The organism is Actinomadura sp. NPDC047616 (assembly GCF_040642915.1).
GTDB lineage: Bacteria > Actinomycetota > Actinomycetes > Streptosporangiales > Streptosporangiaceae > Spirillospora > Spirillospora miaoliensis.
Genome location: NZ_JBEYTB010000004.1, coordinates 210,472 through 226,141 on the forward strand (window position 1 = coordinate 210,472; position 15,670 = coordinate 226,141).

The 15,670-nt window shown below is 72.7% G+C and carries 10 protein-coding genes; 4 read left to right on the top strand and 6 right to left on the bottom strand.

Annotated features, from left to right (window positions below):
- Nucleotides 1-40: 40 nt before the first annotated feature.
- From ABZ801_RS11765 to ABZ801_RS11775, 3 genes are all read right to left on the bottom strand, one after another.
- A complete protein-coding gene (locus ABZ801_RS11765) occupies nt 41-2,083 on the bottom strand; it encodes a serine/threonine-protein kinase (RefSeq protein WP_360696203.1) in 2,043 nt (680 codons plus the stop codon).
- A gap of 119 nt (nt 2,084-2,202) precedes the next feature.
- Complete coding sequence (locus tag ABZ801_RS11770) at nt 2,203-2,937, bottom strand: NAD(P)H-binding protein (RefSeq protein ID WP_360696206.1); 735 nt, start codon at nt 2,935-2,937, stop codon at nt 2,203-2,205.
- A gap of 64 nt (nt 2,938-3,001) precedes the next feature.
- A complete protein-coding gene (locus tag ABZ801_RS11775; protein ID WP_360696209.1) occupies nt 3,002-5,056 on the bottom strand; it encodes a BTAD domain-containing putative transcriptional regulator in 2,055 nt (684 codons plus the stop codon).
- Between the two features lie 309 nt (nt 5,057-5,365).
- Here ABZ801_RS11775 and ABZ801_RS11780 point away from each other — a divergent pair, with 309 nt between their 5' ends.
- From ABZ801_RS11780 to ABZ801_RS11790, 3 genes are read left to right on the top strand one after another with little or no spacing between them, the layout of a single operon-like run.
- A complete protein-coding gene (locus tag ABZ801_RS11780) occupies nt 5,366-8,548 on the top strand; it encodes a lantibiotic dehydratase (protein ID WP_360696212.1) in 3,183 nt (1,060 codons plus the stop codon).
- Nucleotides 8,549-8,577: 29 nt separating this feature from the next.
- Nucleotides 8,578-9,930 (top strand): lanthionine synthetase C family protein, encoded by a 1,353-nt coding sequence (locus tag ABZ801_RS11785; RefSeq protein WP_360696215.1) that lies wholly within the window; start codon nt 8,578-8,580, stop codon nt 9,928-9,930.
- 13 nt (nt 9,931-9,943) lie between these two features.
- Nucleotides 9,944-10,855 (top strand): cupin domain-containing protein, encoded by a 912-nt coding sequence (locus tag ABZ801_RS11790; RefSeq protein WP_360696218.1) that lies wholly within the window; start codon nt 9,944-9,946, stop codon nt 10,853-10,855.
- 102 nt (nt 10,856-10,957) lie between these two features.
- Here ABZ801_RS11790 and ABZ801_RS11795 read toward each other — a convergent pair whose 3' ends face one another.
- From ABZ801_RS11795 to ABZ801_RS11805, 3 genes are all read right to left on the bottom strand, one after another.
- Entirely contained in the window at nt 10,958-12,178 is a 1,221-nt protein-coding gene (locus ABZ801_RS11795) for a cupin domain-containing protein (RefSeq protein ID WP_360696221.1), read from the bottom strand.
- Between the two features lie 43 nt (nt 12,179-12,221).
- Nucleotides 12,222-14,099: an ABC transporter ATP-binding protein gene (locus ABZ801_RS11800; protein ID WP_360696224.1), complete on the bottom strand. Its 1,878-nt coding sequence runs from the start codon at nt 14,097-14,099 to the stop codon at nt 12,222-12,224.
- A gap of 90 nt (nt 14,100-14,189) precedes the next feature.
- Nucleotides 14,190-14,405 carry a hypothetical protein gene (locus tag ABZ801_RS11805; protein ID WP_344955958.1) on the bottom strand — a complete coding sequence of 72 codons (216 nt, stop codon included), beginning with the start codon at nt 14,403-14,405 and terminating at the stop codon, nt 14,190-14,192.
- A 464-nt stretch (nt 14,406-14,869) separates the two neighbouring features.
- Between ABZ801_RS11805 and ABZ801_RS11810 the strand changes: the two genes are divergently transcribed.
- Nucleotides 14,870-15,670: an SAM-dependent methyltransferase gene (locus ABZ801_RS11810; protein ID WP_360696228.1), complete on the top strand. Its 801-nt coding sequence runs from the start codon at nt 14,870-14,872 to the stop codon at nt 15,668-15,670.

Sequence of the window (15,670 nt, forward strand, 5' to 3'; positions counted from 1 at the left end):
AGCCGGCCGCCTCCCCTCATGGCCTCGGCGGACTCCGCCTTCACCCGAGGGTCCAGAGGGTGAGCTTCCGGCCTCCGGCGGTGATGGTTCCGCCGTCCGGGCTGAACGCGACGCACTGGATCTCGGTGTTGGCGCCGGTGCTCAGCACGGTGACGCTCTTACCGGCGGTGACGTCCCACAACGTGACGGTGCCGTCGTTGAAGCCGCCCGCCAGCAGCCCGTTCGGACCGAACGCGATGCAGGTGACGCCGGAGCCGGGACCGGCGAGGGTGGCGGCGCGCTCCCGGGACGGCACGTTCCACAGCGTGATCAGGCCGTCGTTGCGGAGGTTCGCCAGCGTCCTGCCGTCCCGCGCGAACGCCAGGGACTGCACGTCGGAGTTGGTACGGGCCAGCGTGGCGATCTGCCCGTGGGTGGAGGTGTCCCACAGGTGGAGCAGTCCGTCGCCGGCCTTGTTACCGGGATTGCCGTTGCCGCTGGCGGTGGCCAGGACGTCGCCGGACGGACCGTACGCCATCGCCTGGACCCAGTAGCCGTCGCCGCTGGTGAGCGTCGCCCTGATCGCGCGGGCGGCCGGGTCCCACACCCTGACGATCGGGGCGTCGTAGGAGAACGCCACCGCCCCGTCCTTCGGATTGACCGCGACGCAGCCGGTGGCGCTGTTCCACAGTTCCGGCTTGGGGGAGGGGAGAGTCGTGACGGCGGCCGTGGCGATGTTCCACAGATCGATCGTCCCGTCGCCGTTGCCGACCACCAGGCCGGACCCGTCCGGGGTGAACGCCGTCGAAAAGGTCGTCCCGAACTGGGGGTTGAAAGAGGTGACCCGGTCGAGCGGCGTGTTCCACGGGTTGGTGACCTTGTGGGTGAAGGTCTTGGCGAGCCTTCTGCCGTCGACCGTCCACAGCCTGGCCTTCCCGTCGTCGCCGACGGCTGCCAGGAGGTCGCCCTTCGGGCTGAACGCCATCGACCGTACGATTCCGTCGCCCTCGAACAGGGTGACGGGAGCGCCGGGACGGAGGGACGCCCTGGTCCGGCCCGGTTCGGGGGTGCGGGAACCGCCCGCGCGCGCGGGCAGTGACCGCAGCAGGGCGACCACCGGAACGCCCGCGGCGCCCCCCAGTCCGGCCAGTAGGAAACCCCGGCGGCTCGGCCGCCGCCGACGGTCGGCCCGCGTGGTGAGCGCCGTGTCGGCGGTGTCGTGGGGGCGGTCCGTGAAATCGCGGTCGTACTGGCTGATCAGCGCGGTGACGGTGGGGGGAAGCCACCCGCCCGAGTCGGACGGGGCCGACGGGACGGCCGCGAGGCTGTCCAGGATCTGGGCGAGGCGGGGCCGTTGCTCCGGGTCCTTGGCCAGGCAGGCGCGGACCAGGCCGGCGAGGTGGGCGGGCAACCCGGTCAGGTCGGGCTCCTGGTGGACGATCCGGTAGACGATCGCCTCGGCCGACCCCGTGCCGAAGGGGCCGCTCCCCGTCGCGGCGAACGTGAGCACCGAGCCCAGCGCGAACACGTCGCTGGGCGGCCCCACGTCCAGTCCGCGTGCCTGCTCGGGGGACATGAACCCGGGCGTCCCGAGCACGGCGGTGGAGGTGTGGGCGGCGTCCAGCGCGCGGACGATGCCGAAGTCGATGACGCGGGGACCGTCGGCGGCGAGGATGATGTTGCCGGGCTTGAGGTCCCGGTGCACCAGGCCCGCGCGGTGGATGGCGGCCAGTCCCTCCGCGAGGCCCGCTCCCAGCACGCCGAGGGTCCGCGCCGGGAGCGGCCCGTCTTCCTGGACGGCCTGCAGCAGTGACGGGCCGGGGACGAAGGCCGTGACGAGCCACGGCGGGTCCGCGTGGGGATCGGCGTCGACCACCTGGGCGGTGTAGAACCCGCCGACCCTGCGGGCGGCCTCCCCCTCCATGGCGAACCGCCGCCGGAACGCCGCGTCCCCGGCGAGTTCCGGGCGGACCACCTTCACCGCGACCGGCCGTCCGCCGGGGGAGCGGCCCAGGAACACCTGCCCCATCCCGCCCCCGCCCAGTCTCCGCTCCAGCCGGTACGGTCCCACCTGGCGCGGATCACCCGGTTGCAGGGGCATCATGAGGGCACCACCTCAAATGAACATCGATGTACGGTCAAGGGATTCGATGCTCTCAGGCGCCCAACCGTTCGTGGAAGTTCCGTCCGCCGGCGCCGCGCGCGGCTCCGGAAGGAGAACCCTCAGCGGGACCGCAGCCAGTCGCGGTAGCGCGTGGTGGCGAGGTGGGCGCCTTCGGGTGCGGTGAGCACGTCCCCCTTGGCGGCGGCGAACAGGCCGGCGGTGTCGTCGGTGACGACGCGGCGGCCGTCGCCGGTCGCCTCCAGGGTGATGCGGCCGAGTTCGTCCAGCGGGAAGACCTCGGGCCCGGCGATGTTCCGCGTGCCCCGCAGCGGGGCGCCAGTGGCGACTTCTGCGACCGCGGCGGCGACCTCCGCGGAGCTGATGGGCTGGATCGGGGTGGACGGCAGGCGCACGACGTCACCGTCGGTGGTCGCGTCCAGCACCGCCGGGATGAACTCCATGAACTGGGTGGCGCGGACGATCGAGTACGGGACGGACCCGGCCTTCACCAGGTTCTCCTGCAGCGTCTTGGCCCGGTAGTAGGCGAGTTCGGGGACCTGGTCGACGCCCACGATCGACAGCGTGACGACGTGCCCGACGCCCGCCTTCGCCGCGGCGGCGAGCAGGTTGCCGACCGAGGTGCGGAAGAAGTCGAGGGACGCCTCGTCGAAGGTCGGTGAGTTGCTCACGTCCACCACGGCCTGGGCGCCGCGCAGCGCCTCGTCGAGGCCCTCGCCGGTGAGCAGGTCGACCCCGGTGGAGCGGGAGTGACCGGCCGCGTCGTGGCCGGCCGCGGCGAGTTCGCGGACGACCTGGGAGCCGATGAGACCGGTGCCGATGACTGCGATCTTCATGGGATGTCCTCTCCGTCCGCCGTACTCCGGCCGCCCCGCGCCGAGCACCCCTCCGACCAGGGTGCTACCCCTCCAGGGCGTAAGTGATCCCACCCCCGACATCACTACGGCGGTTCACGGCGTACGCCGTCCGCCCGCCTGTGTCCTGCCACGGCAGCGTCTCCCAGACGAACGCGGAACGGCCGGCCGCGTCGATGCCGGCGGCGCGCGGCGTGCCCGGGCCCGGCGGGTCCCCTGCCGTGCCGACCGTGTGCTGCCACGAGAAGTACCGGCGCAAGGCGGCGGCGCGGTCCTCCTCGGCGTCCTCGGTCCGGGCCTTTTCGACGGCGTAGAGACGGAGCAGGTCGTGCAGCCGGTACCGTTCGCCGGGCAGGGGCTGCACCAGGTGGGACGCGGCCAGATCGGCGAGCAGCAGCCGGGCCCGCCCGAGGGGGACCGCGATGAGCGCGGCGGCGGCCGGCGCGGGGCAGGAGCGCGTCGGCGCCAACCCCAGCGCCCGGAACATGCGCCGGGCGTCCGGGGACACCGCCGCGTACGAAAGGTCGAAGGCGGAGCGCACCGCGACGGCCGGGTCGCCGCGCAGCACCAGCCGGTCGAGCGGTCCTGCGCTCGCCAGGTCGGCCACGTACTCCGCGATGCTCGGCTGGGGACGTCCGGACAGATCGGCCGCGGCGATGCGCAGGGCGAGGGGAAGGCGGGCGCAGAGCCGCGCGAGCCCGGCGAGCGCACGCCGCTCCCGGCCGGCCCGTTCCGTGCCGAGAAGGCGGGTGAGCAGCGTCTCGGCCTCACCCTGGCCCAGGACGTCGACGGTGAAATGCCGTGCGCCGTACAGCGCGACCAGCGCGGACTGGTCCCTGCGGCTGGTCACGAGGACGGCACAGCCGGGAGTGCCCGGAAGGAGCGGGCGGATCTGCCCGGTGTCGCGGACGTCGTCCACCACGAGCAGCACCCGCCGGTCCGCCAGATGGGCGCGGAGCATGCAGGCCCGGCCCTCCAGCGACGCCGGTACCTCGCCGCGTGGGATCCCGGCGGCCTCCAGCACCTCGGCCAGGACCTCGGCCGGATCGCGCGGCGCGGGTCCGGATCCCTCCATGCGCACGTACCACTGCCCGTCGGGGAACCGGGAACGCAGCGAGTGGGCCACCCGGACGGCGAGCGCGGTCTTGCCGGCCCCGGGCATGCCGGAGACGGCGACGATGGGAACCGCGGTGTCCGTCCCCTGGCCGGTGAGCGACGTCGTGATCTGTTCGAGAAGCTCCGCCCGCCCGGTGAAACCGCCGATGTCGGGTGGAAGCTGGCAGATCGCCTTCCAGGGCGGCGCCGGCGCGTGTTCGCACGTGACGGCGGTCGTCCGTGCTCCCGGCAGCAGGTCACGGTCGTTGTCCAGGATGGCCTGATGGATCCGGCGCAGCCGCTCACCCGGATCGACGCCCAGTTCCCACCGCAGTTTCTCCGACACCTCACGGTAGGCCGTGAGGGCCTCCGCCTGGCGCCCGCAGTGGAACAGCGCGAGCATCAGCTGCTCCCAGAACCGCTCGCGCAGCCCGTACGCGCCGGTGAGCCGCCGCAACTCGCCGACCACCAGGGAGTGCCGGCCGAGCGCGAGGTCCACGTCGACGCGCCGTTCCACGGTCTGCAGCCACAGCTCGGTGAGCCGCGGCGCCTCCTCCCGTTGCAAGGACTCGGACGGCACGTCCATGAGGGCCGGGCCGCGCCACAGGGAGAGCGCCTCGGCCAGGTGGCCGGCTTCCCCGCTCAGGTCGCCGCGCCTGGACGCGGCCCTGCCCTGACGCCTCAGGGCCTCGAACCGGTTGAGGTCAAGGGCGTCGGGTGCGATGTCGACGAGGTAGCCGTCGGCGCCGGTACGGATCACGTCGTGTCCCGAAGGGGCATGCGGGTTCAGGATCCGCCGCAGGCGCATCACATAGGTCTGGAGCGTTCCCTTGCCGTACTGCGGGGGCGCGTCACCCCACAACCGCTCGACCAGCCGGGTCACGGGAACGGGCTGGTTCGCCTCCACGAGCAGGGACGCGAGCAGCACACGATGTTTGGCCGCGGACAGCGGCAGGGATCGTCCTTCGGTGGTGACCTCGAGCGGGCCCAGGATCGCGAAGCGCATCCGCGTCTCACCCCCCACCTGCGTATGTCCAGCGGACCGGCCACCCGGAAGCACTCGCCCCCGCGAGAGAGCTTCGGCGCGTGACGGCACGACCTCGTTCAGATGCCCGGTCCGTCTCCAGAGCCCCTCACGGTAGGGGCCGGTGCTTGCGTTTCAGTTACACCGTGCTTACTCAGTGCGCCCGTCCTCGGCGCGCCCGTCCGCCGTGCCCTCGAACGGCCGGTCCGCGTTACCCGGACGACAGCGAGAAGAGACCGGGCGCGGGCAGTCTTGCGCAACGCCGACCATGCGAGAGAGGTGGACTCCGTAGTGCGCGACGTAGCGTTCCGTGCGGCGGATTTCGGCATAGCGCGGCTGCCGCTGCTGCCGGCGGAGTATCCGGTCCCGCGACCGCCCGGAGACCTGGACTCCACAGAGGAGACGCGGGACTTCCTCCGGCGACTGGCCGCCGATCCGGTCGTCCGGGAGGCGATCGCGGTGTCCAGCGGGCCTCTGGACGCGATCCTGGAGAAGGTGGCGTCCGGCGTGCCGGTCGAACCTCCCAGGCTGCGGCGGGCCGCGATCTCCGCCGCCCGCTACCTGTCCCGGATGACGTCCCGCGCGACCCCCTTCGGGCTGATGGCCGGTGTCGCCGCGGTCCACGTGGAGGACGAGCCCAAGGTGCGGATGGAGGGCCGCCATCGCAGGCGGGTCCGCGCCGACATGGGATGGCTGACCGGCGTGGTCCGGGGCTGGGAGACGGAACCGGCCGTCCTCTCGCGGCTGCGGCTGGTCGCCAACGACCTGTGCGGGGTGCGCGGCGACAGGCTCGTCCTGCCCTACATGCTGGATTCCGGCGGACGGGACCCCGACGAGGACTGGGCGCCCGACGACAGGGAACGCACGATCCGTCACACGCGGGCCGTGCGCCTGGCCATGGCCGCCGCCCGGACCCCCGTCCGCCACCCCGACCTCGTCTCCCGGCTGGCCGCGGAGTTCGGGGACGTCGACAGGTCCGTGATCGAACGGATGGTCGCCGCCCTGGTCGAGGGGGAGTTCCTGCTCACCGACCTGCGGCCGCCGGCCGACGCCGAAGACCCCGTGGACCATGTGCTCGGCGTCATGGCGGCCCTGCCCGAACACCCCGGGCGGGCGGCCCTGGCCGAGGTCCGGGACGCCCTCGGCGCCTACCAGGCCACGCCGATCGGAGAGGGGCACGCCGCCTGGCGGCGGGCGACGGCCATGATGCGCGCCCTGCGGGCGGGCGACCGCCCGATCCAGGTGGACATGGAAATGAACGCCGACATCGTGCTGCCGCGCGACGTCGTCGCCGAGCTGGAGCGGGCGGCGTCGGTCGCGTGGCGGGTGGCCCCGCCCAAGGACGGACGCAGCGACCGGCTCGGCGACTACCGGATGCGGTTCGTCGAGCGTTACGGCGTCGACGTCGCGGTCCCGGTCAAGGAGGTGATCGATCCGCAGCTCGGGATCGGGGCCCCCGGCGGTTACCTGCTGCCGCCCGGCGGAGCCCCGAAGCGGGACCACCACCCGGCCGCGGAGCCCAACGAGCGCGACGCGCTGCTGTGCGCCCTCGCCCAGCGCGCCGCCGCGGACGGGGCGCGCGAGATCGTGCTGGATGACGAGCTCGTCGGCAGGCTCACCCGCCCGGGAGCGGCCGAGGAGCCCGCGAGCTATGTGGAGGCGGCGGTCCAGATCCTCGCGGAGTCCGAGGACGACCTGCGCGACGGGGACTTCCACCTGGCGCTGGCCACGCCGATGATGAACCGTCCCGGCGCGATGTTCGGACGGTTCCTCCACCTGCTTCCCGGGCTGCGATCCGACTTCGCCGCACTCGTCCGCGACATCACGGCGGACGAGGACAGGGGGAGCGGCGGCACACCCGACGGCGCCGCCGACGGGGCGTCCGCGATCGCCGCCCAACTGCAGAGCATCGTGCTGCGGCCCCGCGTCCTCAACGTCACCCAGGTGCCCACGCTCACCGGGACGACCGTGCGGGCCGGCGTCTTCGCCGACCGGGCCCGGCCGGACGTGCTCGGGCTCGACGACCTGGCGGTCAGCGCCGACTACGACCGGTTCAAGGTCGTCGCGACGCGGACCGGCAGGGAGGTCGTCCCGCTGCCGTTCCACGCGCTCAACCCGACGCTGACCCTGCCGAACGCGCTGCGCCTCCTCGCCGAGATCGGGGAGGAGCGCACCCGTCCATGGCCCCTGTGGAACTGGGGCCTGGCGAACCGGCTGCCCTACCTGCCTCGGGTGCGCCACGGGCGGACCGTGCTGGCACCGGCCCGCTGGCTGCCCGATCCGCGGCTCGCCGACTCCGGCCTGAGCCCGCACGAGTGGACGCGGTGCTTCGATCGCTGGCGCGCCGGGTGGACGCCGCCCGACGTCGTCTACGCGGTGAGCGGGGACCACCGGCTCCGGCTGGACCTCTCCTCCGCCGCCGGACGGCGCCTGCTGCGCGACGAACTGCTCAAACGTCCCGGCGCCGTCCTGGAGGAGGAACCGCTGGGCGGCGCGGTCGGCACCGGCTGGCTCAACGGCCACGCCCACGAGATCGTCGTCCCGCTCCGCCCGGCCCGGCCGCGCCAGGCCGCTCCCGCACCGGCGGCCCGGTCCGCCGGCCGGACGCCGATCGCGGTGCGGCGCGCGCACCAGCCCGGCGGCGAATGGCTGTACGTGAAGGTCCACGCGGCCGAGGGACGCCACGGCGAGCTGCTCACGCGGCATCTGCCGGCGCTGGTCGAACAGGCCGCGCCCGTCTGCGACCGCTGGTTCTTCATGAGGTACCGCGACGACGAGCCGCACCTGCGCGTCCGGTTCCACGGAGAGCCGGCCGCGCTGAACGGCCGCCTCCTGCCCGTCGTCCACCGGTGGGCCGCCGCGCTCGCGGACGGCGGCCTGATCCGCGACGTCGTCCTGGACGCCTACCGCCCCGAGATCGCGCGGTACGGCGGCCCGGAGCTGATCGAAGCCGCCGAACGGGTCTTCTGGGCGGACAGCGTGAGCGTGATCGAGCAGCTCGTGCTGCGCTCCCAGGGGTTGCTGGACCTGCCGCTGGAACTGCTGGCCGCGGCGAACCATCTCGATCTCGCCGCACGGCTGCACGGGCACGGCTGGCGCGAGTGGATGCTGGACGCCTACCCCAAAGGCGCCCACCATTCCGCCTTCCAGAAGCGGCGCCGCGAGGCGATGCGCCTTCTCGGGACGGCGGGCGATGGAGGGGAGCTGGCCCGGCTTCCCGGCGGCGACCGGCTGCTCGACGGCTGGCGACGGCGCGCGCCGCACGTCGCCGCCTACGGGCGGCTGGTCCGCGCGAAGGCGGCGGAGGGCGTGCTCGAGACGGTCACCGGTCCGTTCTCCAGCGTGCTGCACCTTCACCACAACCGGATCGCCGGAATCGACCACTCCGCGGAAGGCGCCGCCACCGCCATCGCCCGCGGTGTGCTGCAGGCCGAACTCGACCGAGAACGACACAGGGACCGCACAAAAAACTGATGAACGCCGAGAAGAAGAGCCCTCGACCCATGAGCCTCGATCCGGACGCGGTCGGCCGACGCGAACGCGCCGCGCGGGTCGTCGAGACGGTCGCCGGCCTCCTGGCCGACCCCGCCCGGGTCGCCGCCATCACCGACGCGCCGGACAACGCGATGGAGCTCCCGGAAGGCCCCTGGACGCCCTGGAACGCGGTGGCGCTCAGCGACGGATACCCGGCGGTCTCCCTGCTGTTCGCCGAGCTCGGCGCCGCCGACCCGGCACGACGCGGGACGGCGCACGAGTACCTCGCCGCGGCCCTCGCCTCTCCCGCCCCCGTGCCGCAACCCCGCCTGTTCGTCGGGGCCGGCTCACTGGCCTTCGCCGCCCACGCCGCCGCGGTCGGCTTCGGAGGCTACCGGACGCTGCTGGAGAAACTGGACGAGAGCCTCGTCGCCTGGATCCGGGCCCGTGCACGCGCCGACCGCGACCGGGTTCTCGCCGGCAGGCCCATCGGCCACTGGGACGGTTTCGACGTCATCTCCGGCGCCGCCGGTCTCGGGCGCTACCTGCTGGGACGGCACGAGCACGCGGGCGGCGCCGCCGGTGAGGCCCTGTGCGAGGTGCTCACCACGCTGGTCGCCGTCGCGTTGGCCGACGAGGTCGAGGTGGAGGGCGTGCGCGTGCCCGCCTGGTGGGTCGAGCACGGCGTGACCGCCGAACGCGTCGACCGCGGCGGGCATCTCAACTTCGGTCTGGCCCACGGCGTGTGCGGGCCGCTCGCTCTGCTCGCCTGCGCCTGGCGGGCGGGCGTGCGCGTCGACCGGCAGGACGAGGCGATGGGACGCATCGTGGCGCTCCTGGACCGATGGCGCCATGCCGACGACGCGGGGCCCACCTGGCCGATGGCGGTCAACCTGCCCGCCCTCCGCGATCTCGATCATCGCTTCGAGCGGTACCGCGAGGTCTGGTGCTACGGGGCGGCGGGCATCGCCCGGGCTCTCTACCTGGCCGGTACCGCGCTCGGCGAGAGACGGTGGCAGGACGAGGCGCACGCCGCGCTGGCCGGAGTGCACGCCCTCGCCGGAGGGGCGGTGCGCGACCACACCCTGTGCCATGGCTGGGCCGGACTTCTCCAGATCTTCCTGCGCATGGCCCACGACACCGCGTCGGACGACACCGCGCCCCATGACTACGGGGCCGCGGCGGACATGTTCGCGGGGCGGATCCTCGACGGCTTCGACCCCGACGAGCCGTTCGGATTCCGGTACGTCCACCGCACGTCCATGGGGAAGAACCGGCCGGGATTCCTGGAAGGCGCCGCGGGCATAGCGCTGGCTCTGCACTGCTACGCCACCGGCCGTCCTCCGGTCACCGGCTGGGACACCGCACTACTGCTGAACTGAGGAGCATCACCCGATGGCCTGGTCCGACATATTCGCCGATCCCGCCGAGCACGAACGCATCGACTGGGGGAGAAGCTCGGCGCGCTTCACCGCCTCACCCGACACCACGGCGCTGCTCAGCTTCCGGCGCATCGACGACTGGATACGGTACGGGCACGTCCGCTACCCCCAGTTCCAGCTGAACACGCCCAGCGGCGGCGTGCCTCCCACCATGTTCACCGTCACCCGCCCATACCTCGCGCTCAGCATGCCCGGGTACCCCGACACCGACGCCATCGCGGCCCAGCTGGAACAGGGCGCCACGCTCCGGTTCGTCAACATCGAGGACTGGTACGCGCCGATGGCCGCGCTCGCCGACCGGCTCACCCGCCTCCTCAACGCGACCATCGCGACCTACGCGTTCTACACGCCGCCCGGTGACGACGGCGTCGGCGCCCACTTCGACTCCGCGGACGTCTTCGCCCTCCAGATCGAGGGCACGAAGACCTGGCACCTGTGGGACATACCCGACGGCACCGCCTGGCAGGAGAGCCAGACCCTGCGCACCGACCGCGCCCCCGACCAGGTCGTCGAACTCCGGCCCGGCGACGGTCTCTACATTCCCGCGGGCATGGGCCACCGTGCCTTCGCCGGTCCCGAAGGAACGCTGCACCTGTCGATCGCCGTCCGCCCCACGTCGCACCGCGAGATCGTACGGCGATGGGCCGAGGACCTCCTCGCCGCCATCCCCCGGTTGGAGCGGCTGCCGATCCACGGTGACCGCGTCCTCCCGGTGACCGAGCTGCTGAACGCCATCGCCGCCGCTGCGGCCAAGACCGACCCCACCGAGCTCCTCGCCAGGGCCGACGTCCACCGGCCGAACACCAGCGACACCCCGCTCATCGCCGGTGTCCTCCCGCGTTCCGCAGCGAGTCGGGACACCTGACGACGCGCCTGCCGAGCCGTCGTCGCGCACCGGCATGGGCGTCCGGGAAGCCGGTCATGCGCCGGAGGCATGACCGGCTTCGAGCCGCGTCTTCGGGTCGTCTCACTCCGAGGGCGGGTCGGCGGGTACCGCCACTCCGTACCGGAGGAGCCGGTCGAAGACCTCTCCCGCGGCCCGGGGACCGATCCGGCCTGCCAGGTGCCGCAGCGTCATCCTCCCGTCGCCTTTCCGGGCGAGCTCCACCTCGCCGAATGCGACGCGGTCGAGCTCGACATCGGCGTCCCCGAGCCGCAGGACGACACGATCGCCGGATTCACGCACCGACAGCACCGCGTGCGGAACCAGTTCAACGGCCTCCGGCCGACCGCCGTCCGCACCGCCTCGCATGGCAGCCATGGCCGTCCTGACCGGCCGGCGTGCGGGCCCACCGAGAGTGCCGTGCAGCACGGGTGCCACCAGTTCCGCCAGCCGCTCGTCGCTCTGCGCCTTCAGCCACTCGACCAGAGCGCCGCGCGAACGTGCCACCGCGGCGCGCAGGGCGAGGTCGTCCAGCGCGACTCGGGGAGGCAGCGCCTCGCGCAGCGCCGGCTCCTCGGACGCGGCCCGCAGCAGCGGACCGAGCAACCAGTGCGGAGTGAACTGCCTGACTCCGACGGTGACATGCAGGGACCATTCGCCCGCCGTGACACCGTTGTGGATCCACCCGCGCGGCAACCACAGGACGTCCCCGGCGCGCAGTTCGACCTCCAGGAAGGGAGTGCGCGCGCCGAAGTCGGCGGGCAGCTCACCGGTCCGCACCGAGCCGGGCGTCATCGGGTCGGGCACCGCAGGCTCGAAGATCTGCCAGGTCTTGGCGCCCTCGGTCTGGATCAGGAAACCGGAGTGCCCGTCCCAGTGGTGGGCGAACCCACGCGACCGTGGCGGCGTGAGATAGGCGTTCGCCTGGACCGGATGGCCGATCTCGGCGGTCAGCGCACGGCAGAACGCGATGAGCGGAGCGTGCTCCTCGTCCAGGCCCTGGATCAGCAAGGTGCTCCCCTCCCGCAGCCGGTCGCCGAGCCCCACGGGGTCGATGGCGCCGGCGAGGGTGTAGCTCCGGGCGTCGACGAACCCACCGGCCGACATCGCCACCCGGGAAGGGGCCAGCGCCCGCTCCGCGACGAGCGCGTCGACCGCGTCGACCGCGTCGAACGACAGCAGCGACCGCGCCCACGCGGCATCGGAGCGGTGGACCGCTGGCCGCCCGGGCCATGACCGGCGGAAGTCCGCGGCCCGCCCGGTCAGCCGGGCGAGCGGGCCGTCCTCGACGTTCTCGTGTTCCATCCGGTCACCTCGTACCGTGTTCATCCGGCCGTCTCATTCGGGTTCATCCGGCCGCCTCGTACTGTGCGGCCTGGGCGCGGTACATCGCGGCGTACACGCCGTCGCTCCTCAGCAGCCGGTCATGGGTGCCCTGCTCGACCACCACGCCCCCGTCGAGCACGTAGATGCGGTCGGCCCGTGCCACCGAGGCGAGCCGGTGCGTGATGAGGATGACGGTGCGGCCGCGTCCGGCCAGTTCCATGATCCGATCAAAGATCTCAATTTCGGCGGTCGGGTCCAGCGCGGACGTCGGCTCGTCGACGACGAGCACGGGCGCGTCGCGGTACCAGGCCCGCGCCAGGCCGAGCCGCTGCCACTGCCCGCCGGACAGGTTGGTGCCGCCCCAGAACTCCCGCGCCAGGAGCGTGTCCCATCCGTCGTCGAGACGCGCGACCACGGGCTCCGCGCCCATCGCCGCCGCCGCGCGGCGCAGCAGCCGCTCGTCGAGCGGCCGGTCCGCGCGCCCGACGGCCACGTTCATCCGGGCGGTGAACGGCCACTGCACGAAATCCTGGGAGACCAGCGAGATCCGGTCGAAGAGGTCGCGCCGGTCGACCAGGTTGGTGGGGACGCCGTCCCACAGCACGGCGCCCTCGGACGGCACGTACAGGCCCGCGAGGAGTTTGGCCAGCGTCGACTTGCCGGAGCCGTTCTCGCCGACGAAGGCGACGACCTCACCGCGCCGGACGCGCACGTCGACGCCGTCCAGCGCCGGCCTGCGCGCCCCCGGATAGGTGAAGCACAGCCGATGGGTGGAGATGACCTCGGGATCCCCCGGCAGCCGCGCGCCCGGAGAAGGGATCGCCGACTCGTCCGCCCGCGTGCACGCCCGCCTCCAGTCGGCGATGTACATCGCGTCCTCATGGATCGTCTGCGTCTGCATCACCAGCGACGTCAGGCTCATCGAGCTGGACCGGATGGCGAACGCCGCCGTGCCGGCCACCGCGAACGACATCCGGCCGGTGGCCACCAGGAACGCCAGCAGCCCGTAGGCGTACGCACCGGCCGCGCCCGAGACGGCGCCGGCGATCATCTTGATGCAGGCCTCGCGCCGGGCCAGCCTCGCCTGCTCTTGCTCCGAGTGCATCGCCAGCCGCCGGTAATGGTGCAGCAGGAACCGCCCCATCCGATGGACCCGGACCTCCTCGGCGCTCTCCCGGTGCGTCAGCAGCATCGACAACTGGTCGAGCTGGCGCGTCAGTTCCATCCAACGGGTGATCGACGCGTGCCGGGCGCCCACCGTCCGCGCCATTCCCCACGCCTGCGGCACCAGGGTGAGCAGCAGCAGGGGAACCAGCAGCGCATCCATCGTGGCCAGCACCGCCACGGCGGCCACGATCGCCATCAGCCCGCCGCTCAGGCCGACGACGCGTTCGGTCACCCGGCGCGTGGCGTCCGCGCCCCGCTGCGCCGCCAGGAGCAGGTTGTGGAAGGCGGGATCCTCCATCCGGGCCAGCTCCACCTCGGCCGCCCGCTCCAGGAGGGCGGTGTGCGCCGACCGGGAGATGCGCGGGCCCAGCCGCCCCGACGCGCCGGTCGTCAGCGCCCCGGACAGGCCCCTGACCATCATGGCCACGACCATGACGACCAGCACCGAGGTCAGCATCTCGACCTTGCGGCCGGCCGGCCCCGCCGAGAACATCCCGGTGAGCAGGCGCTGGGTGGTCAGATAGGTCACGGTCGTGGCCGCCGCGCTCGCCAGCTGACCGGCTGCCACCGCGAGCAGCCCCCACCGGTCGGCCCGCCAGCCGAGCCTGGCCGTCATGCCGACGAGCACGGGAAGCCTCCAGAGAGCGGCCAGCCCGCCGCCCGCCGTGTCCCTGTCCTTCTCGTGGGCGATGCGCAGACCCGGTCCGAACAGGGGATCGGGACCTGCGACCATGTCCCGCCGATGCCGCGGCCCGTGCGAACGCTTCCGCGCACGGGCCGCCGCACCCGTCGTCACGAGTCTTCCTCCCAGGGGAGACGGCGATCAGCAGAAGCAGGGACGGCCGGTTCCTCCGCACGTGTTGGCGCAGGTGGGGCAGTTGTAGAGAGTGGGATGGCCGGTCGGGTCGCAGGGGTAGACGCAGTCGGTGCTCGCGGCCATCATGATGCCGCCGGCCTGCTGGGCCGCGGTGCGGAAGTGCGCCTCCCAGCCGAACCCGGCCGCTCCCTCGACCTGCGGGTCGAGATCGAATTCACCCATCGTGTGGTCCTCCTCGCGGTGCCTCGCACCGCTTCGTCCAGCGCTGACGCACCGGGCCGCGGGACCGCGCCGACCGGCGCGAACGCAGCCCGATCAGCCCCCAGGGGGCGGGGACTGATCCGCAAGGTTGCCGGGTGCCGCTGTCATCCGGATATCTCCCGACTGACGCGCCCGCCGCCGCCCGCCGACGGACCGGCCAGGCACGCCGTAGGACTCGTGTGTGCCGCCGACACCGCCGACTCGACGAACACGTCGCGGAAACCGAACTCCTCATAACTGCGCGTGGTCTTTCCTCGTCTTCGGCGGGAGTGCCCGCCGGGCTCGTCCGCGACGGCCGCCTATTACCCTCGCCGAATCTCGCCGACGTCAGGAATCAGCCCGCACGTTCATCGGCCGATCGGCCGCCCGGCACCGATACGCTTCTGTCCAAGCGACGGCGCCGGCTCTCCTGGGAAGCGACCTTCATGACAGAGATCCCACCTTCTGCGGAACTGCGTACCGACGAGCCGCACCCCGCGCGGGTTTACGACTTCTACCTCGGCGGCAAGGACCATTTCGGCGTCGACCGCGAGTTCGGCCAGCGGGTTCTGAACATCTGCCCGCAGTTGCGGCCGCTGGCGCAGGCCAACCGCAGGTTCCTGGTGCGCTCTGTCGGCCTGCTGGCGCGCGAGTACGGAATCCGGCAGTTCCTGGACCTCGGCACCGGATTGCCGACGTCACCCAACCTGCACGAGGTCGCCCAGAGCATCGCCCCCGACTCCCGGGTCGTGTACGTCGACAACGACCCCATCGTGCTCGTCCATGCCCGTGCGTTGCTGACCAGCCATCCTGAGGGCGTCACCGACTACATCGACTCGGACGTCGTCGACATCGACCGCATCATCCAGCAGGCGGCCCGGACGCTCGACTTCAGCCGGCCCGTCGCCGTCAGTGCGCTGGCGCTGTTCCACTTCCTGCCCGACCCCAAGCCCGCTGAACTGCTGGCCCGTCTCCGCGACCGAATGGTCCCCGGCAGTTTCCTGACGATCAGCCATGTGCTCCCGGCTCTCCGCGACGTCGCCGCCGCGTACCAAGGGGCGATGGGCCTGGGCACCCTGCGCGACAGGGACGAGATCACGGCCCTGTTCGGCGACTTCGAACTTCTCGAGCCGGGCCTGGTCGAACCGTACCTCTGGCGGCCCGAACTGGGTCCCCACGGGGAGGAGTTCGGCGACGAGATCGCGAATCTGGGAGTCTGCGCGGTCGCCCGTAAGCCGACGGAGTGA

Excerpts from the sequence above, each read along its gene's own strand:
- ABZ801_RS11765 (WP_360696203.1), bottom strand. The coding sequence starts at position 2,083 with ATGATGCCCCTGCAACCGGGTGATCCGCGCCAGGTGGGACCGTACCGG.
- ABZ801_RS11770 (WP_360696206.1), bottom strand. The coding sequence starts at position 2,937 with ATGAAGATCGCAGTCATCGGCACCGGTCTCATCGGCTCCCAGGTCGTC.
- ABZ801_RS11775 (WP_360696209.1), bottom strand. The coding sequence starts at position 5,056 with ATGCGCTTCGCGATCCTGGGCCCGCTCGAGGTCACCACCGAAGGACGA.
- ABZ801_RS11785 (WP_360696215.1), top strand. The coding sequence starts at position 8,578 with ATGAGCCTCGATCCGGACGCGGTCGGCCGACGCGAACGCGCCGCGCGG.
- ABZ801_RS11790 (WP_360696218.1), top strand. The coding sequence starts at position 9,944 with ATGGCCTGGTCCGACATATTCGCCGATCCCGCCGAGCACGAACGCATC.
- ABZ801_RS11795 (WP_360696221.1), bottom strand. The coding sequence starts at position 12,178 with ATGGAACACGAGAACGTCGAGGACGGCCCGCTCGCCCGGCTGACCGGG.
- ABZ801_RS11800 (WP_360696224.1), bottom strand. The coding sequence starts at position 14,099 with ATGGTCGCAGGTCCCGATCCCCTGTTCGGACCGGGTCTGCGCATCGCC.
- ABZ801_RS11805 (WP_344955958.1), bottom strand. The coding sequence starts at position 14,405 with ATGGGTGAATTCGATCTCGACCCGCAGGTCGAGGGAGCGGCCGGGTTC.
- ABZ801_RS11810 (WP_360696228.1), top strand. The coding sequence starts at position 14,870 with ATGACAGAGATCCCACCTTCTGCGGAACTGCGTACCGACGAGCCGCAC.